Source organism: Flavobacterium sp. PL02 (genome assembly GCF_035013205.1).
GTDB lineage: Bacteria > Bacteroidota > Bacteroidia > Flavobacteriales > Flavobacteriaceae > Flavobacterium.
On sequence record NZ_JAYGJP010000003.1, the window covers coordinates 212956 to 233938 of the forward strand.

Below are 20983 nucleotides of genomic sequence, written 5' to 3' on the forward strand. Positions count from 1 at the left end.
ACTAAAAATTAAAGATGAATAAAACCCATTTTTTATTGCTAATACTTCCGTTTTTGTTTTTCTCATGTCTAAAAAAGAATGAGAAAATACATCAGCACAACGATAGCAGTAAAATAAACACAATCTCGATCATTATAGATGATCAGTTGTGGTACGGAGAAGTGGGGGATAGCATCAGGAATAAATTTGCTTCACCAGTTGTAGGTCTTGTTCAGGAAGAACCATTATTTACCATAAATCAATATCCAGCCAAACTACTAGAAGGTTTCATGACCGATGGGCGAAATATTATTGTAGTTAAAAAATCGAATACAAGTAAGTTCGAAATCACTAAAAACGTTTATACATCACCACAAAATGTATTTCGTATATCAGGAAAATCAGTTTCGGATATTATAGAAGCGTTTGAAATACACACACCTCAGATAATTCGAATAATTAGGGAAACCGAAATAGCCGAATGCCAAAAAAACAACAGTAAATCACTGTTAGATGGTGCAATTCTCAACAATAAGTTTCATATAAAGTTAGATGTTCCCACAGGATATGAATATGCATTGCATAAACGTAACTTTCTTTGGCTAAAAAAAGAAATGGTAAGCGGTAGTACCAGTTTACTTATTTACCAGGTTCCAATAACAAGTATTACCAAGAACTCCGATATTGTTGGCAATATCGTAAAAATGCGAGATTCAGTAGGAAGGTATATAAAAGGTCGTGAACCCAATACTCAAATGATTACCGAGGAAGCCTACGCACCTTATTTCTCTAAAATTACACTAGACGGAAAAACTGCTTATGAAACCAAAGGCACTTGGGATTTAAGAAATGATTTCATGACAGGACCTTTTATTAATTATGCAATTATTGATAAAGCCTATAACCGAATACTCGTACTCGAGGGATTTTGTTATTCCCCATCCAATGAAGAACGAGATTCGATGTTGGAACTAGAAGCCATTATAAAATCGGTTAGAATCAATAAGCGATAATACTCTTTTAAAATAAAATCAGATTATACTATTACAACATGAAACCAAATTGGAAAATTAAGCCTTTTGAGGCATTAACTGTTCACGAACTATACGATACCCTCAAATTACGAAGTGAAGTCTTTGTATTAGAGCAAAACTGTGTTTATTTAGATCTAGACGGGAAAGACAAACTTGCTTTACACCTAATAGGCGAATATGAAGGCAAAATTGTGGCTCATGCACGTCTTTTTGATGCCGGAATTAGTTTTGATAATGCCTCGATAGGAAGAGTTGTAGTAAGCCCGGATTATCGCGATAAAAAATGGGGACATGATTTAATGACAGAAGCAATTGCAGGAATTAAAACCCATTTTAATAAAACCGATATTACCATTGGAGCACAATTATACCTGAAAAAATTCTACGAAAATCATGGTTTTGTACAAACCAGCGAAATGTATCTTGAAGATGATATTCCGCATATCGAGATGATTAAAAGTTAATTACAAGTGTTTTTTATGCACAAAATATAAGTTGAAATTATTTTAACACATAGAGATATAGATTTTGAAACTTTCAAAAAAGGCGTTTCACTTGTTTAAAATACATCCCGAAGGTTCGGGACTGGCTATGTGAAAGAAATATATTTCTTTTTGTACTCTTTTGTACACATAAAATCTATGTTTCTATGCGTTAAATGAAACTTTTGTGCCCAAGCAAAGTCAATAGATAAAGTAATTACACCCAACAAATTAAGTGTAATAGCTAAGAACTAGTTCGTAAGAGCTTTCAATTTTTCTTTAAGCATTATATTTTCTGTTCTTAGCAACTCAAGTTGTTTAAAAATAGAATCGGGGATATTAAACGGATCGATTATACTGCTATTATCGCTATTAGGCTCATAAATAGTTTCTTTTTCTACACCCAAAACTTTAGCTATTTTAAGCCATTCTACTTCCGAAATGTTTTTGCGTCCATTTTCTCTTCGGCTGTAATTAGATTGAGTCATACCAATTAAATCTGCTAGTTTTTCCTGAGAGAATCCCTTGTTTAATCTTACTTGTAGCAGTTTCTTTTTGGTCATTTTTATTTTTAGTTTGCTGCAAAAATGAGGAAATATTTTTTTCAGAACAATACCCACTTTTAATGATATTTTGAAAGTTTTGTTAATTATACAAGCTTTTTATACGCGTGAATCCTTTAAGATTTACATAATTCGCATAAAAATGCATAAGGATTATTTTCATTAGAGTCTATTTTTGAAAAACTAACTTGTTATCATTTCAAATCTTGAATAGCCCAGTCGACAGGCAAAAGAGATAAGAAATACTTAATGCAGATTAGTACAAAATTTAAATCTAACCGTAAAAATTAAAAACGATGAAAAAAATTAACGAAGACAAAAAGAAAAAAACAATCAATGATTTATTAGATAAAAAGTTTGAGCGTTTAGAGAAAATTGTTGGAGGAGGTAATTCTTCAGGATCTTGTACAGCTAGTAGAGATTGTAGAGGTGTTGTAACAGCAGTTTAATAACACAAAAGGAGGTTAATGTTTTACATTGCCTCCTTTTTTTTAAATTTTTTCAAGTAATGCAAAAAAGTATGGAAGAAAGTTTGAGTAATGTACTCAATTATAAGAATGAAGATGTTGTAGATAGATTTCTAAAGTTTTATAAAATAGAAGAATCAGAAGCAGTTAGCATTTTTCAGGAAACAAAAAAATGGCTTTGGTTATGCTCCAATGTAAATTTTAATTTTATTAGTGATGACTCTATAATTATAATTGATGAAATGTGGCATAATTTTATTCTTTTTACAAAAGATTATAATGAGTTTTGTCAAACTTATTTCGGACAATATATTCATCATCAGCCAAAAACCAGAAAAGAAAACGAAGAGTGGAATAAGGATATTGAGAAAAGTCTAAAGGATTATAAAATAGCTTTAAAGAAACAATATGAGCTTATTTATGATAATTTAGGCGAAGAAACATTAAACAAATGGTATGTAGAATTTGCAGATAAATATACTGGTACATACATGAAGTCAATTACTAAATAAAATATGAAGAAAGTTATTCTTTTGGTATTGCTGTTTTTATTCAATTTCAGTTTTGCACAAACATCAAAATCTAGTTTCACATTAGAGAACCGAAAAATTACGGATTACCCTTTTAATCCAGTTATTTCGGAAAAGATAAATGAAAAGATAGTTTTAAAAAAAGAATACCAATTTCTTGATTCTTTAAATTTCCGCAGTATTCATTACAAGTCTTTTGACAACCTAAAACTTAGAGGTTTTTTAATAGAACCTAAAAAGAAAGGGAACTATCCCGTTTTAATATACAATCGCGGTGGTAACGGTAATTTTGGTGCAGTTAATTCTGTTTTTTTAACGGAGTTTCTTAGCAAAATTGCCAATGAAGGTTATATTGTTATTGGTTCTCAACTCCGTGGAACTTCAGTAAGTGAAGGTGTAGACGAATTTGGTGGTAAAGATGTAAACGATGTCTTAAGTCTTTTTGATATTATAGATCAATTGCCTAATGCCGATAAAAACAGGATTGGTGTTTTTGGCTGGAGTCGTGGCGTTATGACTAATTTCCTGATGCTTAAAAAGACTAATCGTATAAAAACCAATATTGCAATTGCAGGACAAGCTGATTTAATTGAAACAAAACGTCCAGAGATGTTTGGGGTTTATAGAGAAAGAATTCCTGGTTACGCCAAAGATTCTGTTGCAGCCTTAAAAACCCGTTCTAGTTTACTGGCAATAGATTCTATCCAGAATAAAAAAGTTTCCCATTTTATTATTCAGGGTAATAAAGATGTAAAAGTTGATATTAGTAATGCCTTTGCTTTTTATTCCAAATTAAACTCAAAAGAATATACTACACGCTTATTGGTTTATGAAAATGAAGGACATGATTTAGAAATTGTGAACGATAATTTGTTAAATCAGATAGCCGATTGGTTAAAGAGATATTTATAGAATTTATTTTTAAAATATTGTAGTTGTCATTTAAGGAAACGAGCGTATAATTACAGTTGCGCTGTACGAAGTCTCCCGACTTCGTAGCCCTACTTTGGATTTACTATTTAATATTAGCTTGATTATAAAAATATGTTGTTTATTGGAGCGGGTGTGAAGTCGGGAGACTTCTCACAGCAATCGTGATAATAGGAAAACTTAAGGGAGTATAATTAACATTAACTCATAGACTTAAACTTGTACTTTTATAAAAAATGCCAAAAGAAAAATATTCCTTTTGGCATTTTTTTATAAAACCGATCTTTATTTAATTACATTTTTAAGATAGATTTATATTCCGTTTGGTTATTTAAAACTCCAACCGCCTTTTTAATCTCTGAGTTGTTTTTAAGATAATATTGATACAAACCTTCTTGATATTGGTATCTTTTTATTAATTCTTCCAAAATCAGATTTTTGATTTCTTTTTGGTTCTTGTCAAGTAAAGTAGTTTCGCTTTTCTCCAGTGCATTAAGTAATTGCTGATATTCAGAAGTAATAGTCTCGTCTATTTTTTCTTTTTTGGCTGCAGCCAAAGTGTTTTTTAAAGCCACTTCAGTTTCAGTATCAAAAGTAATCTTGTTGGTTTTCAAAAACTGTTTGAAGCTACTATAATCAGCGTCAGTTATTGTCGGAATTTGAGTTCCAAGATTAGGATTCTTATAATAATAACTAGTTGCATAGTCAAAAATACCATCGTTTTTAAGCAACGCATTAGTAATTGCACTCAATTTAGTTTCGTCTAATTCGATATCAGGCATAACCCCACCGCCATCATAAACAGTTCTTCCTTTTCTGGTTTTAAAAGCATTAAAGTTTTTCGAATCAGTTTTTGTAGCTACACCATTTTTGTCTTTATGAGCATAATCCAGTGCCTGAATACATCTTCCGGAAGGAGTATAATAACGAGAGATAGTTACTTTAAGTTGAGTTCCATAAGTAAGATCAACAGAACGTTGTACCAAACCTTTACCAAAACTACGACTTCCAAGAACAACCGCACGATCTAAATCCTGTAAAGCTCCCGATACAATTTCAGATGCCGAAGCACTTCTTCCGTTAACCAAAATAGCCAATGGGATTTGAGTGTCAATAGGTTCTTTAGTAGTTTTATAAGTGTTATTATGCTTTTCGATTCTCGATTTTGTAGTTACAATAACTTCATTCTTTGGTACAAAAAGATTGCAAATGTTTACAGCTTCATTAAGAAGTCCACCTGGATTCCCTCTTAAATCCAAAACTATCTGAGTTGCTCCATCACGTTTAAGTTGTTCTAATGCGGCTTGAGTTTCGGCAGAAGCTTTACGGCTAAAATGTGCCAAAACGATATAACCCGTTTTAGCATCAATCATTCCGAAAAATGGAACGGACTTAATATCTACTTCATCAAGAACGATATCAGTAGTATTCGTTTTTCCCTGGCGAAGGTATTTAATAGCGATCTTAGTGTTTTTAGCACCTTTTAGCAATTGCGAAGCATCATCCTTAAAGTCAGCAATTAGTACATCACCAATCTGGATGATTTCGTCACCAGCTTTAAGTCCGGCCTTATCGGCAGGATAATCTTTGTATTGTTCTTTAATAATCAATCGGTCTGCCTTTCGGGTAATCAGCGCACCAATTCCGGTATATTCTCCCGTATTGTTGATTTTAAAATTTAAAACATCTTGCTCATTAAAGTAAACAGTATAGGGATCTAAACTACCCAACATGCTTTTAATGGCTTTATCCATTAAATCACCAGGATTGGTTTCGTCCACATAATTAGTGTTTACAGCTTTAAATAAAGTTGTAAAGATTTCTATTTGCTTTGCGATTTCGAAGAAGTCGTCTTTAAAACTAGTTCCAATGAATAAAAAAGCAGCTGCAACAATAGGGATTATAAATTTTTTTTTGAAAAACGCGACCATGTTTGTGATTTATCTTAAATTTCAGAGTACTAAAATAAGAATAATTCAGCAACATTAACGAGAGTCTATACCGAAACACGTTTTTGAGTAGTAAAATCTATTGAATCGAATCGTTTTGTACGTCCGTTTCAGTTTCAGGAATAGGTTTTGGGTTTATCTGAAGTACAAATTTTTCAAACAATTGAATCGTTTTAGTATTGATTTCTTCATAAGACAGTCTGTCTTTTGTTTGATAAAAGAACATAAACGAATAAGGCTTGTCTAAATTGTCAAGTAAGATATGCTTGTTTAAACGATAAGTTTCGCGCAAAACGCGTTTGAAGTAATTACGATCAACAGCTTTTTTAAAATATTTTTTAGACGTCGAAACACCCATTTTTATTTTCTCATCTTGCTTTATATCACCAGAATAATAAACTAATCGCAACGGATATTTAGACACCGATTTTCCTTCAGAAAATAGTAGTCCAATTATTGTTTTGCTTTTTAGTCGTTCGTTTTTTGGGTAAGTAAAGCTCATTTTTTGATTTTGAAAAAACTGTGGATTATGCAACAAAGGTACAATTTAACAACAAACCTATTATTATTTGCGATTTAATTAGAGCTAAAAATATATTTATTACTTTTGCAGCTAATTTTTTAAGCATGCAAAAACTAATTTCGTACCCCATTTCCGTTATTTATTATTTGTGTTTTGGATTTTGTTTAGCAATTTTCCATCCAATTCAATGGGTTTGTTTTAATGTTTTTGGTTACCAAGCACATAAAAAAAGTGTAGATTACCTTAATTTCTTTTTGGTTAGATGTACAAACCTAGTTGGTACAACATATAAATTTGAAAACAGAGAATTAATTCCAACTGGAGTTCCTATTATTTTTGTTTCAAATCACCAAAGCATGTACGATATTGTGGCAATGATTTGGTATTTACGCCGTTTTCATTGTAAATTTGTAAGTAAGAAAGAGTTAGGTTCAGGAATACCAAGTGTATCTTATAATTTACGTCATGGAGGTTCCGTCCTAATTGACCGTAAAGATCCTAAACAAGCCATTCCTGCTATTAAAGGATTGTCTGAATATATTGAAAAAAATAATCGTGCTGCCGTAATCTTCCCCGAAGGCACTCGAAGTAAAACTGGAAAACCAAAGGAATTTGCTCAAAACGGTTTGAAGATATTATGCAAATATGCACCATCTGCATATGTTGTACCTGTTAGTATTAATAACTCATGGAAAATGGTAAAATTTGGCTTTTTTCCTGTGGGTTTAGGAAATCATCTTACCTTTACCATCCATAAACCGTTAGCGGTGAAGGATTACGATTTTACAACGATAATGGAAAAGTCGGAAAAGGCTGTAGTAGAAGGAGTTAAAATTTAAATTATATAAAATGTCTATAAAGAACATTCGATTAGAAGTGATGCAGTTTTTAGAGAAAAACGTAGACAGCTTCGTTGAACAGTATTTAATACCTGTTGAAAAGATTTGGCAGCCGTCAGATTTTTTACCCAATTCTGAAAAAGATACTTTTTTTGAAGAGGTAAAAGAACTACGCGAAATAGCAAAAGAATTACCATACGATTTTTGGGTAACTTTAGTAGGTGATACAATTACCGAAGAAGCATTACCAACATATGAATCTTGGTTAATGGATGTAGAAGGTATTAATCAAGTAGAAAATGGTGGAAACGGTTGGTCTAAATGGATCAGACAGTGGACTGGTGAAGAAAACCGTCACGGTGATTTGCTAAACAAATACTTGTATTTGTCTGGTCGTGTAAATATGCGCGAAATAGAAATGACCACACAACATTTAATCAATGATGGTTTTGATATCGGGACAGGAAGTGATCCATACAAAAACTTTGTGTACACTAGTTTTCAAGAGCTTGCAACGTATGTTTCTCATAACAGAGTAGCACAAATGGCTAAGAAATATGGCGATAACAAATTGTCTAAAATGTGTAAAATGATTGCTGGTGACGAAATGCGCCATCATCATGCATATAGCGAATTTGTTACTCGTATTTTTCAAGTTGATCCTAGCGAAATGATGCTTGCTTTTCAATACATGATGAAGCAAAAAATCGTTATGCCAGCGCATTTCCTTAGAGAATCAGGGCAAAAAATAAGTTCTGCTTTTGAGCAATTTTCTGATTCAGCACAACGTATTGGTGTTTACACTGCTAGCGATTATGTAGATATCATGCAAAAGTTAATTGACAAATGGGAAATTGACAAAATTGGTGGTCTTACAGATGAAGCTGAAAAAGCGCGTGATTACTTGATGAAATTACCAGGAAGAATGGCAAAAATATCCGAAAGATTAGTTATTCCTCAAGAGTCACATATCTTTAAATGGGTAGAGCCTGCAAGACTTTAAATTTTAAATTTCTGATTTTGAGTTTAGATTTAGGATTTTAAATTGAATTTCTATTTTGAAGCTGAACTTTGAAAAAATATAAATATTTATGTTGATTGTTAAGGTTTTCAAGACTTTGACAATCAACATTTTTTATTTAAAATAAGGATTTAGAGGTAATTTTTTTATTTAAATCCTGTTAATCTGCAAAATCTGTATACTATTTTTAGTCTTGCAGAGAAGCACTAATTAAATACATGAATATGAATAATTCTGAGATAATAAGTAAAACAATCACTTTTGTAAAAGAAAAACTAAATGATGCCGAAGGAGGGCATGATTGGTTTCATATTGAGCGAGTGTATAAAAATGCACTTTTAATCGCTAATAACACACCTTGTGATGTTACAGTGGTAAAATTAGGTGCTTTGCTACATGATATTGCCGATAGTAAGTTTCATAACGGAGATGAAACTATTGGACCAAGAACAGCAAGATTGTTTTTAGAGTCAGAAAATGTTTCGGAAGAGATTATAGCGCATGTTGTAAGTATTATAGAAAACATATCATACAAAGGAGGCAATTTTGAAAAGAAATTTAATTCGACAGAATTAGATATCGTACAAGATGCAGACCGTTTAGATGCTATTGGTGCAATAGGTGTTGCAAGAGCGTTTCATTACGGAGGGTTCAAGGATAGAACTATCTATGATCCTAATATTGCTCCGATTACCAATATGACTAAGGAAGAATATAAAAAGAATAATGCGCCAACAATTAATCATTTTTATGAGAAATTATTGTTGCTAAAAGATAAAATGAATACCGAAACTGGAAAGCAAATCGCTGCCGAAAGACACCGTTTTATGGAAACATTCCTTTCACAGTTTTATGCTGAGTGGGAAGGGGTGAAGTAGTATTCAGTCTCAGTATTCAGTTTTTAGTGAAATATAAACTCTGAAAAGTAATCAGTAAGAAGAGTTTAGTTTGTCAGGTTGAGCGGAGTCGAAGCCTTTTAAAAAAAAGAGCCTAAGTTTATGTATTAAACTTAGGCTCTTTTTTTAGTCTTTTAAGCTATAAAGTATTTTTTGGAAATCTGCTTTATACTTGTCTTTGTTCTCCATAGAACACCAGGATAAAACTTTGTAAAAAGCGGTTTTTGTTTCTACAATCCCAACAAAGTAGTAAATGCTATTATTGATTTCTTTGTCAAAATAACTTGCATCACATTCGATAAAACTGATCTCTCCTTTTTTTGTCGATTTTGGTTTTGATACATTTCTTTTTTCTTCATCTTTTAGAAAGTCTTTAATGAAATCCTCGTAAAATTCGTTAGTAGAGGTGTAGTTCATTTCAAGAAGTTTCAACTCTTCTTTAGTATCAAAAATGACAACTCCATAAATATCTTTTACTACGTTTTTATATTGTATGGCAGCAGAGCTGTTTAAATCAGCAGTTTTGCTCATATAATCGGGTAAACTGATATCAAAAGTGTGTCCTGCTTTATACTCTTTAAAAGTGCTTTGAGAGAAAATAGCTGTACTCATAAAAAGTGTAGTTATTAAAAATAAAGATGTTACTGTAGTTTTCATTTGGAATATTTCTTGGTGGTTTTGGTTATGAATGATTAGTAGAGACGCACCGCAGTGCTTCTTTGATTATATAATACCTTTTTCAATCATCTCAAGCATTACTGGAGATGTATTTTTAAAAGTCGGAGCTTGTTCGATAATGCTTCCTACATTCTTTTTATTTACTTTAAAAGTAATATCAGCATCGGTTGTAAACAATAAAGCCGTTAAAAAAGGATTCTTGATGTATGGAGTCAGAACAATAAAAGCTTCATCAAGAGTATGGAAACTTTCTATTTCTTCTGTTTTATAACGTGCTGTAAGAGAAACACCGTAAGTGTTGTCTTCGTTGATGACAAGACGGAAATAGATGTTCTTTATTTCGGTGTCACCAATGGTTTTAGCCAATGTAAGTTTAGCAAAAGTTCCGCTCTGGATACTTTCTTTTACTTTTTGCCAAAACTCTTTTAATATAGGTTCGTAAGACATGATGTTGTTTTAATATTATTTATTGTTTTAACAGTTTAATGACTTAACCGCAAAGGGCGCAATCCCGAAGCTTCGGGATACGCAAAGAACGCTAGGGATAAAATCACACAAAGCTTTGCGAACTTTGCGTAAAACCTTAGCGTTCTTTGCGGTAAAAAAAATTACTTCCCTGTAAATTCAGCTTTTCTTTTTTCTAAGAATGCTGTAGTTCCTTCGATGAAATCTTTAGTTCCAAAGCATTTACCAAAAGATTTTATTTCAGTTTCAAAACCATTTTTGCCATCTTTATAATTAGCATTTATAGCTTTAATCGCTTTAGAAATAGCGTATGGAGCATTCTTGATAATCTTTTCTGCAATACTGTTGCAATAAGCAATAAGTTCCGCTTGAGGTACTACGTGATTTACTAATCCGTATTGTTTAGCTTCTTGAGCGTTAAGCATTCCTGCAGTCATAATCATTTCCATAGCACGACCTTTACCAATAAGTTGAGGTAAACGTTGTGTTCCTCCATAGCCAGGAATAAGTCCTAAAGAAACTTCTGGTAATCCCATTTTTGCATTATCAGATGCAATTCGGAAATGACAAGCCATTGCCAATTCTAATCCGCCACCAAGAGCAAAACCATTTACGGCTGCAATAACTGGTTTCTTTAAGTTTTCGATAAAATCAAATAATTTCTCCTGACCTTCTGCTGCCAAAGCAGTTCCTTCTTCGATAGAATAATTAGCAAATTCTGAAATATCAGCTCCGGCTACAAATGCTTTTTCTCCGCTTCCAGTTAATACAATCACACGAATGTCATTGTTTTTTGCCAATAATTTAAATGCTTTTTGCAAATCATTAATCGTTGTTTTATTCAAAGCATTAAGCTTCGTAGGACGATTAATTGTAACGGTTGCAATTTTCTCTTCGATTGAGACTAGTATATTTTCGTAGTTCATGATACTGTTATTTATGAGTTTGTAATTGGTAATGTAACCGTAAATGTGGTTCCTTTTCCGTATTCTGTTTCAAAGGTAATTGTTCCTTTATAATTTTCGATAATGTTTTTTATAATTCCGAGACCAAGACCCATTCCGCTATTCTTTGTGGTAAACTTTGGTTCAAAAACGCGGTCAACATCTTGTTTTTGTATTCCTATTCCGTTGTCTGTTACAGTAATTTCAACATTGTCGCCTTGTCTTTTTACAGTAACCAAAATCGATTTATAATGTTGGATTTCTGGAATGGCTTGTGTGGCATTTTTAACCAGATTGGTAATAATTCGGATAAGTTGTGTTCTATCCATTTTCGAAATAATCTCTTCCTCTTCACTTTGGAAAACAATATATTCTTCGTTAAAGATATCTAGCGAAAGCTCTACCACTTCCACCACATTTAATGTTTCGTTTTGTTGTGCAGGCATCGAAGCAAAATTTGAAAATGCTGAAGCCACAGCTGTCATGGTATCTATTTGCTGAATTAATGTTTCGGAGTAATCATTCAGTTTTTGCTTAACATCAGGAGCCGTTGGGTCAAATTTTCTTTGGAAACTTTGTACTGTCAAACGCATTGGCGTAAGCGGATTTTTAATTTCATGTGCTACTTGTTTCGCCATTTCGCGCCAAGCTTCCTCACGTTCGCTTTGAGCTAGTTTTATGGCACTTTTCTCGAGTTTTTCCACCATTCCGTTGTAAGACTTGATTAGGAAGTTAATCTCTTTACTGCTGGCCTCTAAAACAATCATTTCGTTTTTCTGGTTCAGGTTGGTCTCACTCAACTTATCCGAAATGGTTTTTAATGATTTGGTGATGTAGGTTGATAGGAAATAAGCCAGTGCAAATGCTACAATAAGCATAAACGAATAAACCTGACCCAAACGGATAAGGAAAGTATTAAGCTCATTTTCATAATACCCATCATCTTCAATATATGGTAAGTTCAAAATCCCGAGTGGTTTGAATTTCTCGTCTTTTATTAAACTATACGAAGAACGGTTTTTTACACCATCTTGAGTTTTTATATCAACAAAGCGCTTTTCTATAGAAGAACGCACTAGTTTTAAAATGTATTCAGGGATTGGCGGCGAAACTTTATCAACAGCAAATGATTCTTTGGATGATTTTAAAAGTTGGCCTTTAAGACTATAAATGTTGATTTCTATATTATGAATTTGTGCTAATTCATGGATTTTATCTTTAAAAATCAAATCCAAATTGGCAGTTTTTAAAGGATAAGTTGTAGTTGCCAAAACATAATTGATATGTTCTTTTACCGCATTTTCTTTTCGCTCTAAACGCTCTTGATGATATTCTTTGGCCTCATTCTTAAATTGAATAATCGAAATCGAAGCCAATAAAACAGAAGCAACAACAATCAATACAATCATCGAAAGGAATATCCTTACACGCAACGAAAGCATCGACATTTTGAAGTTCTTGAACATTTTTTTAGTATTTAGTTTTGAGTTCCAGTCGCAGTTTTAAGTCTCAGTGCAAAACTGGAAACTGCGACTAGTACTGAAGACTATTTATTTCTCTCTCGTATTCTTTTATAAAATTGAAATCCCAGCATGATTAAAACCGAGAATAATATAATTCCGATTACACCATAAATCCAGTTTACAGCATTTTTTAAAACAACCAAAAACACTACAGAGAACAAGATTATCGTTGCTCCTTCATTCCACAAACGCATGAAATTGTTGGTATGTTTTACTTCGTCATTTTGCAATTGCTTAAATATCTGATGGCATTTTCCGTGATATAAATATAATAAAAATACAAAGCAAAGTTTTACGTGCATCCAGGGCATTTGTAACCATGATTTACCTAAATCGGTAAAAAACAACATCCAGAAAGCAAAAATGCTTGCTAAAACTGCCGATGGCCAGGTAATAATATACCATAAACGATACGTCATTATCTTGTATTGCTTTTGCAAAATCTCTTTTTCTGGTGATGGTTTATCATTGGCTTCGATTTGGTAAACAAATAATCGAACAATATAAAACAATCCAGCAAACCAAGTGATTACAAAGATGAGGTGTAATGACTTTAAGTAGTTATAGTATTCCATTATATATTTATAATTTTGGCCACAACTTGCGTCCAGTATAAAATCTTTTTTCTTTACTCTTTGTTCTATTTTCTATTTAGCCCAATCTTTAATCCAGTTGCTTACCGTTACACACCACTCATCATCATCATTTAAACATGGAATAGCAAGGAATTCTTCTCCGCCATTTTCTTGAAAATCTTCTTTGGCGCGCATGGCAATTTCTTCCAAAGTTTCTAAACAATCAGAAACAAAAGCAGGAGTTACGACAGCTAAATTTTTGATTCCTTTAGCTGGCATTTTATTAATTTCAACATCAGTGTAAGGCTCTAACCATTTGTCTCCAGCCAATCTTGATTGGAAAGTTAAACTGTATTTATCTGCAGGAAGTCCTAATAACTTCACGACCTGTCTTGTGGTTTCATAACATTGATGACGGTAGCAAAAATCATGTGCTGGTGATGGTGTGTTACAACATGAACCATCGATTTTGCAATGTGATTTTGTTACATCAGTTTTGCGAATATGACGTTCTGGGATTCCGTGGTAAGAAAATAATAAATGGTCATATTCAAAACCAACTAGATTTCTTTTAATAGAATCGGCAAGGTTTTTAATATAATCTGGTTTATTGTAAAAGGCAGGAACATCGGTAAAAGTCATCTGTGGAAACTTCTTTTTACGAATTTCTTCAGCTTTAACCAATATTGTCAAAGTCGATGCCATTGCATATTGAGGATATAAAGGAAAAAGTAATACTTCGGTAACTCCTTTTTCATGTAATTCCTGAAGTCCTTTTTCAATTGTCATGCTTCCATAACGCATTGCCAATGCAACAGGGATATCAACTAATGGTTGTATTTTCTTTTGCATTCTTTCAGAAAGAACAACAAGAGGAGAACCTTCATCCCACCAAATCTTTTCGTAAGCATGTGCTGATTCTTCGGGTCTTTTTCTTAAAATGATTCCACGAACTAATAATGCTCTCAATAAATACGGAACGTCGATTACGTATTTATCCATTAAAAATTCATCTAAATACGGTTTTACATCTTTTGGAGTTGGACTTTCGGGTGAACCTAGATTTACTAATAATACGCCTTTCATTATGATTTTCTTGCTTTAGGCTTTAAGCTTTAGGCTTTAAGCATTTGTTTGTTTAAATTTTCGTCAAAAGTATGTAATACAACTTTTGAGAAATATGATAAATATTATTTTTTATTTATGTTTTGATATATAAAATTGATGTTGATTTTAAATATTAGTATTTATCGACATCAGATATTTTTTTGGAGTTGTTGCAAATTTCTTTTTAAAAGCTGCAATAAAATGACTTCCAGTACTATATCCTATTTTTAAACCTACTTCGTTTACATTATAAGAACCACTGTCGAGTAATTTTCGGGCATAATCCATTTTATAGTCGAATAGAAACCCATAAACAGTATCGCCATAAATTTGTTTGAAACCCATTTTTAGTTTCTTCAGGTTCAAACCAATTTCATCGGCTAGTTCCTGTAAACCTGGTGGTTCAGCCATATTGGCGATAATAATTTCTTTGGCTTTTCGAATTTTTAAAACATTGTCTTCATCTATTAAAAACGGACATTGTTCTGCATTTGGATCTTCGGTTCTGTTAAAATATAAACTCAATAACTCGTATCCTTTGCCTTTGTAATACAGGTTTTTTATTGATGGATGTAGATTATAATGAAATAGCTGACTCAGAACAATAGCCATCGATGGACTAATATTTCCTTCGTTATAATATTTCTTATCTTTATTATCGGCACTTAAAAAAGTGATGTAATCGGCTTCGGTTGAGAATAATGCATGAAATTTCTTAATCGAAATGATTACCGAAATAACCCATGAATTTGGCGAAAGTTCTAAATGGAGAGGTAATTCTTTTTGAGGATTGTATAAAAGTAGCGATTTTTCTTCTTTCAATTCCAATGCATAGCTGCCTTGATTGAATAGGAATTTTGCTTTTCCTTTTATACCAAAGTGAAACTGTATCAGCCCACTACCAATCTCCCGCTGGGCATTAAATAACTCCGAACTGTCATTCTGAAAACGAATAAGCGTAAAGTCGTCTTCAATTTTTATAATTTCTTGAGAACTCATAGCGATATTTTTTTTTGCTAAAAATGAAAGTTAATCTCAAATCTTATTTAGAATAACTCTAAATAAAACAATTCTAATGACTTGATTTTGCTGCAAAAATAACGTTTTTTGCATAATAACAACCAATTAGAATTAAAAAAACACATAGCGACACAAAAAGTACTTTGAGCGTTACTTTTATAAATACTATAATGATAATTTTGTTGCACTTTTATGACAAGGGCATTTATGGAAAATAATAACGTATCGAAACATCAGTATTTTTATTCAGTTGGACTGAGCTATAAAAAGGCCGATGCTGCGATTAGGGGTAAGTTTAGTTTAGACGCTGATGGAAAAACGCGCCTGCTGGAACAAGCCAAGAATGAAGGAATTGAAAGTTTAATAGTTACATCTACATGCAACCGTACAGAAATATATGGTTTTGCAGAACATCCTTTTCAACTTATAAAATTGATTTGCGAAAACAGTAATGGTTCTATCGAAGAATTTCAGAAAGTTGGTTTCGTATATAAAAATCAAGAAGCAATTAATCATCTTTTTAGAGTAGGAACTGGTTTAGACAGTCAGATTTTAGGAGATTTTGAGATTATTGCTCAAATTAAAACTAGCTTCACACAATCAAAAGCATTTGGTTTAGCCAATACTTTTATCGAAAGATTAGTAAACGCAGTGATTCAGGCTAGCAAAAAAATCAAAAATGAAACCGAAATAAGTTCAGGTGCAACTTCAGTATCTTTTGCTTCGGTTCAGTATATTATAAAAAACGTTGAAGATATCGGGAACAAGAACATCTTGTTATTTGGTACTGGAAAAATTGGTAGAAATACTTGTGAGAATTTAGTAAAACATACTAAAAACGAACATATCACTCTGATAAACCGTACTAAAGATAAAGCCGAAAAACTTGCTGGAAAATTAAATCTTATTGTAAAAGATTATTCAGAGTTACATCTTGAACTACAAAAGGCTGATGTTGTTGTTGTGGCAACGGGAGCACAAAACCCTACAGTTGATAAAGCAATCCTAAATCTTAAAAAACCTTTATTGATCCTAGATTTATCGATTCCTAAGAATGTAAATGAAAATGTAGAAGAACTGGAAGGAGTTACTTTAATCCACATGGATTATTTGTCGCAACTTACAGACGAAACTTTAGAGAATCGTAAAAAACATATTCCTGCTGCCGAAGCTATCATTGAAGAAATTAAGGAAGAATTTGTAACCTGGACTAAAGGAAGAAAATTTGCTCCGACTATCAATGCTTTGAAAGAAAAACTGAATGCGATAAAAAATTCAGAGTTGGATTTCCAAAGTAAAAAAATAGCTGATTTTAACGAGGAACAAGCCGAAATTATCAGTGCAAGAATCATCCAGAAAATTACAACTCATTTTGCCAATCACCTTAAAGATGATAATACAATGGTAGATGAAAGTATCGAATGGATTGAAAAAGTATTTAAAATAGGAGTGAGCGCAAAATAAAATTTCGCATTACGCAAAATAAGATTTTACCATTAAGAGATTAAGAAAATTAAACTCTGTGTTATAAATACAATCCTTAATGAACCTTAATTTCTTAATGATGAAAATTAGGATAGCGAACTATTTTTTAAGGTAAGAGATTATCTTTATTAACTTAAAAGAATACTCACCAAGCTTAATGAACCTTAATTTCTTAATGGTAAAAAACAAGAAACCTTGGTTTTAATAAACAGAAATGGCAGATAAAATTATAAGAATAGGAACTCGCGATAGCGAATTAGCCCTTTGGCAAGCGCATACGGTCGAGAAAAAACTAAACGATTTAGGATATAAAACCCAAATTATTGCGGTTAAATCGCAAGGTGATATATTACTTGACAAACCACTTTACGAACTCGGAATCACAGGTATCTTTACTAAAACACTAGATATTGCCATGATTAATGGTGAAATAGATATTGCAGTGCATTCTATGAAAGATGTTCCAACGGCTTTGCCAAAAGGAATTGTTCAGGCAGCTGTTCTGGAAAGAGCCAATTCATTAGATATTTTGGTTCATAAAGGCAATCTGGATTTCTTAAATGAGTCTGCTACTATTGCAACCGGAAGTTTACGTCGCCAGGCGCAATGGTTAAACAAATACCCAAATCATAAAGTTGTTGATTTACGTGGAAACGTAAATACACGCATGCAAAAATTAAACGATAACGATTGGAGCGGAGCCGTTTTTGCAGCAGCAGGACTAGAGAGAATCAATTTAAAACCAGAAAATTATATTAATCTGGATTGGATGATTCCAGCACCAGCTCAAGGTGCAATGGTTGTTGTGGCTATGGAAAATGACAATTTTGCATTGGACGCTCTAACTCAACTTAATGATATAGAAACAGAAATTGTTACTTATATCGAACGCCAGTTTTTAAGAACTCTTGAGGGTGGTTGTACCGCACCAATAGGCTCTTTAGTCAAATATAATGATGAAGAAGATACACTTCATTTTCAAGGGGTTTTATTTTCTTTGGATGGAAAAATAAAAATCGAAATTGATAAGATTGTTCCAATTGAAGAATGGAAAAAACTAGGTTTTAATATGGCACAAGAAATTCTTATGAATGGTGGGGCTGAATTAATGAAATCGATTAAAGAATCTCTAAAAAAATAATGGCTAAAACAATTCAAATATTATCTACAAAAATACTTTCGAGTATTCAGAAACAAGAATTGCAAAAAGCAAATATTGATTTAGTAGAAGCAAATTTCATTGAAACTCAAAATAAACCTTTTAAGATTCAGGATATCAACGAAAATCTGATTTTCACGAGTCAGAATGCAGTTCATAGCGTTTTATCTGATCCAAAATCAGAAGAATTGAAAAGTAAAAATGTCTTTTGCGTTGGTTTAAAAACAAAGATTCTATTATCTGAAAGCGGATTTAATGTTGTAGCTTATACTGGTTATGCAGCTGATCTTGCCGAAATAATTACTTTGATTTATGGCAATGAAAGTTATACCTTTTTCAGTGGAAACCTTAGAAGAGAAACATTGCCAAAAGCACTAAAAGATGCTGGAGTAAAATTGAATGAGATTAATGTGTATGAAACTACTTTAACTCCTCAAAAAATCAATTCAGCTGTAGATGGAATCTTGTTTTATAGCCCATCTGGAATTGAAAGTTATCTGAAAGAGAATACTATTAAAAATGAAAAATGCTTTTGTATTGGAGAAACCACGGCAGAGGCTTTAGAAAAAATTACTAAAAACATCATCATCGCTGATCAACCAACTGTTGAAGATGTGCTTGAAGACGTAATTACTGAATATTGCAATAAGCTTTAGGCATTAAGCTGAAAGCAAAAAATTATAGACAAACAAATGCTTAAAGCCTAAAGCTTAAAGCCTAAAGCAAATAAAAACCATGTTAAAAAACGACCTATTTTTAAAAGCACTTAAAGGAGAAACAGTTCAACGTCCGCCAGTTTGGATGATGCGTCAGGCAGGAAGATATTTGCCAGAATTTATCGCTTTGCGTGATAAATATGATTTTTTCACTCGTTGTCAGACTCCAGAATTAGCTGCAGAAATTACTGTACAGCCTATTCGTCGTATTGCTCCAGATGCTGCAATTTTATTCTCGGATATTTTAGTAGTTCCTCAAGCAATGGGAATTGAAGTATTGATGAAAGAGAATTTTGGTCCGTTTTTACCAAATCCTATCCGTACGATGCAAGATGTTCAGAGAGTTTATATTCCGGACATTCAGGAAAGCCTTGGTTACGTAATGGATGCAATTAAGCTAACAAAGGAAATGCTGAATGATGAGGTGCCTTTAATTGGTTTTGCAGGTTCTCCTTGGACAATTTTCTGCTATGCTGTAGAAGGTAAAGGTTCTAAAAGTTTTGATACTGCTAAAGGATTTTGTTTTTCAAACCCAGCAGCTGCACATACATTATTACAAAAAATTACAGATACAACTATTTTATACCTAAAAGAAAAAGTAAAAGCAGGAGTTGACGCTGTTCAGATTTTTGATTCTTGGGGTGGAATGCTTTCACCTGTAGATTATCAAGAGTTTTCATGGAAATACATGAATCAGATTGTTGAAGCTTTGGCTGACCACGCTCCGGTAATTGTTTTCGGAAAAGGATGTTGGTTTGCTTTAGGCGAAATGGGTCAGAGTCGTGCTTCGGCATTAGGAGTTGACTGGACTTGTTCGGCAAGAAATGCTCGTTACCTATCTGGAGGAAATATAACATTACAAGGAAATTTTGATCCATCAAGATTATTTTCTCCAATTCCAACCATCAAAAAAATGGTACACCAAATGATTGATGAATTCGGAAAAGACAAATATATCGTAAATTTAGGTCACGGAATTTTACCAAATGTTCCTGTAGACCACGCCAAAGCGTTTATTGACGCGGTTAAGGAATACGGGAATTAGTATATAGTTTACAGTATTCAGTCGCAGTTTTCAGTTCTCAATATTGTGGCTGAAAACTGCGATTGGAACTGAAACTTTAAACTGCGACTGAAAACTAAGAAAACATGCTAAACAAGGGATTAAGAGACGAAGAAAGTATACGAATAGACAATACGCTTAAGGTATTGATGTCTATTGTGTTTTTACCTAAGTTTTGGAATGTAGAGGATACTAGCCTTATAGATAATGATCTTAAAAACTTTGGCTTAAGTGTAGAAACTTTGGTTAGCCTTAATGAAGAAGATCTAATTACACTCTTGCTTCGATGTCATTTAGATTGGGATCAATTAGAGTTATTTGGAGATTTTTTAGTTAAATTCTCTATTGTAGAAAATTATAATTTTTCAGGAAAAGCAATTGCTATTTACGAATATATTCAGCGAGAAAGCAAGACTTTTTCGTTTGGGATTATTAGTAAAATAGCTTCCGCAAGAAAATAAAACAAAACTTATGGATCTTATTAATTGGAAAATAGAAAGAATTGAAAATATTCTTCCCGAAGAATTTTATAAACTAATTGATAAGAATAAAAAGCATATTGAAAAAACCTTTCCGGTAACTTTATCTCATTGCTTAGATTTAGAAAGTACGCAAAAATTTATTGCCTTTAGCTTAGATAAAGAAAAGAACAAAGAAGGGTATCACTTTTATGCCCGAAACATTGAAACTGGTGATTTAATTGGATATTTATGTGTAAAAAGTATTAATAACCGAACTTTAAAGTGCGAATTGGGATACTTCATTGATGAAAATTTTCAGGGAAAAGGAATAATTTCAGGACTCGTTTCGTATACACTTGATTTTTGCTTTAATGAACTCTTGATGAATAAAGTTTTTATATGTACTTCAGAAGTTAATTTGGCTAGTCAGCGCATTGCGTTAAAGCACAATTTTCAACAAGAAGGAATTTTACGAGACGAATTTATAGACGGAAATGGCATATTTGAAAATGTCGTTTACTTTGGCTTACTCAAATCAGATTACAATTTGCATAAAGGAACAATTTCATAAATA

24 protein-coding genes are annotated in these 20983 nt (G+C 32.6%); 14 read left to right on the plus strand and 10 right to left on the minus strand.

Features of this window, described 5'->3' with window-relative positions; all coding sequences use genetic code 11:
* Positions 1–14: 14 nt before the first annotated feature.
* Positions 15–992, plus strand: a complete 978-nt coding sequence (locus tag SHI72_RS11890) for a DUF4837 family protein (RefSeq protein WP_039113461.1) — start codon at positions 15–17, stop codon at positions 990–992.
* A 38-nt stretch (positions 993–1030) separates the two neighbouring features.
* On the plus strand, positions 1031–1477 hold the full coding sequence (locus SHI72_RS11895) for a GNAT family N-acetyltransferase (RefSeq protein WP_323490079.1): 447 nt from the start codon (positions 1031–1033) through the stop codon (positions 1475–1477).
* 269 nt (positions 1478–1746) lie between these two features.
* Here the strand turns inward: SHI72_RS11895 and SHI72_RS11900 are convergent, their stop codons facing one another.
* Complete coding sequence (locus SHI72_RS11900) at positions 1747–2058, minus strand: helix-turn-helix transcriptional regulator (protein ID WP_323490080.1); 312 nt, start codon at positions 2056–2058, stop codon at positions 1747–1749.
* A 296-nt stretch (positions 2059–2354) separates the two neighbouring features.
* Here SHI72_RS11900 and SHI72_RS11905 point away from each other — a divergent pair, with 296 nt between their 5' ends.
* From SHI72_RS11905 to SHI72_RS11915, 3 genes are read left to right on the plus strand one after another with little or no spacing between them, the layout of a single operon-like run.
* Positions 2355–2507: a hypothetical protein gene (locus SHI72_RS11905; protein WP_165572098.1), complete on the plus strand. Its 153-nt coding sequence runs from the start codon at positions 2355–2357 to the stop codon at positions 2505–2507.
* Between the two features lie 59 nt (positions 2508–2566).
* Positions 2567–3037, plus strand: a complete 471-nt coding sequence (locus SHI72_RS11910) for a hypothetical protein (RefSeq protein ID WP_323490081.1) — start codon at positions 2567–2569, stop codon at positions 3035–3037.
* Between the two features lie 3 nt (positions 3038–3040).
* Positions 3041–3967, plus strand: a complete 927-nt coding sequence (locus SHI72_RS11915) for an alpha/beta hydrolase family protein (protein WP_323490082.1) — start codon at positions 3041–3043, stop codon at positions 3965–3967.
* Positions 3968–4278: 311 nt separating this feature from the next.
* Here the strand turns inward: SHI72_RS11915 and SHI72_RS11920 are convergent, their stop codons facing one another.
* Both SHI72_RS11920 and SHI72_RS11925 read right to left on the minus strand, forming a co-directional pair.
* Positions 4279–5916, minus strand: a complete 1638-nt coding sequence (locus tag SHI72_RS11920; RefSeq protein WP_323490083.1) for a S41 family peptidase — start codon at positions 5914–5916, stop codon at positions 4279–4281.
* A 97-nt stretch (positions 5917–6013) separates the two neighbouring features.
* A complete protein-coding gene (locus SHI72_RS11925; protein ID WP_039113829.1) occupies positions 6014–6436 on the minus strand; it encodes a ribonuclease P protein component in 423 nt (140 codons plus the stop codon).
* A 125-nt stretch (positions 6437–6561) separates the two neighbouring features.
* Between SHI72_RS11925 and SHI72_RS11930 the strand changes: the two genes are divergently transcribed.
* The 3 genes from SHI72_RS11930 to SHI72_RS11940 all read left to right on the plus strand — a co-directional run bounded on the left by SHI72_RS11930 (position 6562) and on the right by SHI72_RS11940 (position 9195).
* A complete protein-coding gene (locus SHI72_RS11930) occupies positions 6562–7296 on the plus strand; it encodes a lysophospholipid acyltransferase family protein (protein ID WP_039113830.1) in 735 nt (244 codons plus the stop codon).
* A 10-nt stretch (positions 7297–7306) separates the two neighbouring features.
* Positions 7307–8299, plus strand: a complete 993-nt coding sequence (locus SHI72_RS11935; protein ID WP_039113467.1) for an acyl-ACP desaturase — start codon at positions 7307–7309, stop codon at positions 8297–8299.
* 242 nt (positions 8300–8541) lie between these two features.
* Positions 8542–9195 (plus strand): HD domain-containing protein, encoded by a 654-nt coding sequence (locus SHI72_RS11940; RefSeq protein ID WP_039113831.1) that lies wholly within the window; start codon positions 8542–8544, stop codon positions 9193–9195.
* 144 nt (positions 9196–9339) lie between these two features.
* Here the strand turns inward: SHI72_RS11940 and SHI72_RS11945 are convergent, their stop codons facing one another.
* The 7 genes from SHI72_RS11945 to SHI72_RS11975 form a co-directional block, all read right to left on the minus strand.
* Positions 9340–9870, minus strand: coding sequence for a hypothetical protein (locus SHI72_RS11945; RefSeq protein WP_323490084.1), 531 nt, complete (start codon positions 9868–9870; stop codon positions 9340–9342).
* A gap of 66 nt (positions 9871–9936) precedes the next feature.
* Positions 9937–10338 (minus strand): hypothetical protein, encoded by a 402-nt coding sequence (locus SHI72_RS11950; RefSeq protein WP_323490085.1) that lies wholly within the window; start codon positions 10336–10338, stop codon positions 9937–9939.
* A 161-nt stretch (positions 10339–10499) separates the two neighbouring features.
* Positions 10500–11282, minus strand: a complete 783-nt coding sequence (locus SHI72_RS11955; RefSeq protein WP_323490086.1) for an enoyl-CoA hydratase/isomerase family protein — start codon at positions 11280–11282, stop codon at positions 10500–10502.
* An 11-nt stretch (positions 11283–11293) separates the two neighbouring features.
* Positions 11294–12709: an ATP-binding protein gene (locus tag SHI72_RS11960; protein ID WP_323490260.1), complete on the minus strand. Its 1416-nt coding sequence runs from the start codon at positions 12707–12709 to the stop codon at positions 11294–11296.
* 137 nt (positions 12710–12846) lie between these two features.
* On the minus strand, positions 12847–13398 hold the full coding sequence (locus SHI72_RS11965) for a CopD family protein (protein WP_039118439.1): 552 nt from the start codon (positions 13396–13398) through the stop codon (positions 12847–12849).
* A 72-nt stretch (positions 13399–13470) separates the two neighbouring features.
* Complete coding sequence (gene hemH / locus SHI72_RS11970) at positions 13471–14484, minus strand: ferrochelatase (RefSeq protein ID WP_323490087.1); 1014 nt, start codon at positions 14482–14484, stop codon at positions 13471–13473.
* 147 nt (positions 14485–14631) lie between these two features.
* Positions 14632–15504 (minus strand): AraC family transcriptional regulator, encoded by an 873-nt coding sequence (locus SHI72_RS11975; protein ID WP_039113478.1) that lies wholly within the window; start codon positions 15502–15504, stop codon positions 14632–14634.
* A 228-nt stretch (positions 15505–15732) separates the two neighbouring features.
* On the opposite strand from SHI72_RS11975, the gene hemA reads away from it, so the two are divergent.
* The 6 genes from hemA to SHI72_RS12005 all read left to right on the plus strand — a co-directional run bounded on the left by hemA (position 15733) and on the right by SHI72_RS12005 (position 20980).
* A complete protein-coding gene (gene hemA, locus SHI72_RS11980) occupies positions 15733–16989 on the plus strand; it encodes a glutamyl-tRNA reductase (RefSeq protein ID WP_086895780.1) in 1257 nt (418 codons plus the stop codon).
* Positions 16990–17224: 235 nt separating this feature from the next.
* Positions 17225–18151, plus strand: a complete 927-nt coding sequence (gene hemC, locus SHI72_RS11985; protein ID WP_323490088.1) for a hydroxymethylbilane synthase — start codon at positions 17225–17227, stop codon at positions 18149–18151.
* Positions 18151–18825, plus strand: a complete 675-nt coding sequence (locus tag SHI72_RS11990) for a uroporphyrinogen-III synthase (RefSeq protein WP_039118434.1) — start codon at positions 18151–18153, stop codon at positions 18823–18825. Before hemC ends, SHI72_RS11990 begins: the two co-directional genes overlap by 1 nt.
* Positions 18826–18904: 79 nt before the next feature.
* On the plus strand, positions 18905–19930 hold the full coding sequence (hemE, locus tag SHI72_RS11995; RefSeq protein WP_039118433.1) for a uroporphyrinogen decarboxylase: 1026 nt from the start codon (positions 18905–18907) through the stop codon (positions 19928–19930).
* A 104-nt stretch (positions 19931–20034) separates the two neighbouring features.
* Positions 20035–20409: a hypothetical protein gene (locus SHI72_RS12000; RefSeq protein WP_039118432.1), complete on the plus strand. Its 375-nt coding sequence runs from the start codon at positions 20035–20037 to the stop codon at positions 20407–20409.
* 10 nt (positions 20410–20419) lie between these two features.
* On the plus strand, positions 20420–20980 hold the full coding sequence (locus tag SHI72_RS12005; protein ID WP_323490089.1) for a GNAT family protein: 561 nt from the start codon (positions 20420–20422) through the stop codon (positions 20978–20980).
* The last annotated feature ends 3 nt before the right edge of the window (positions 20981–20983 follow it).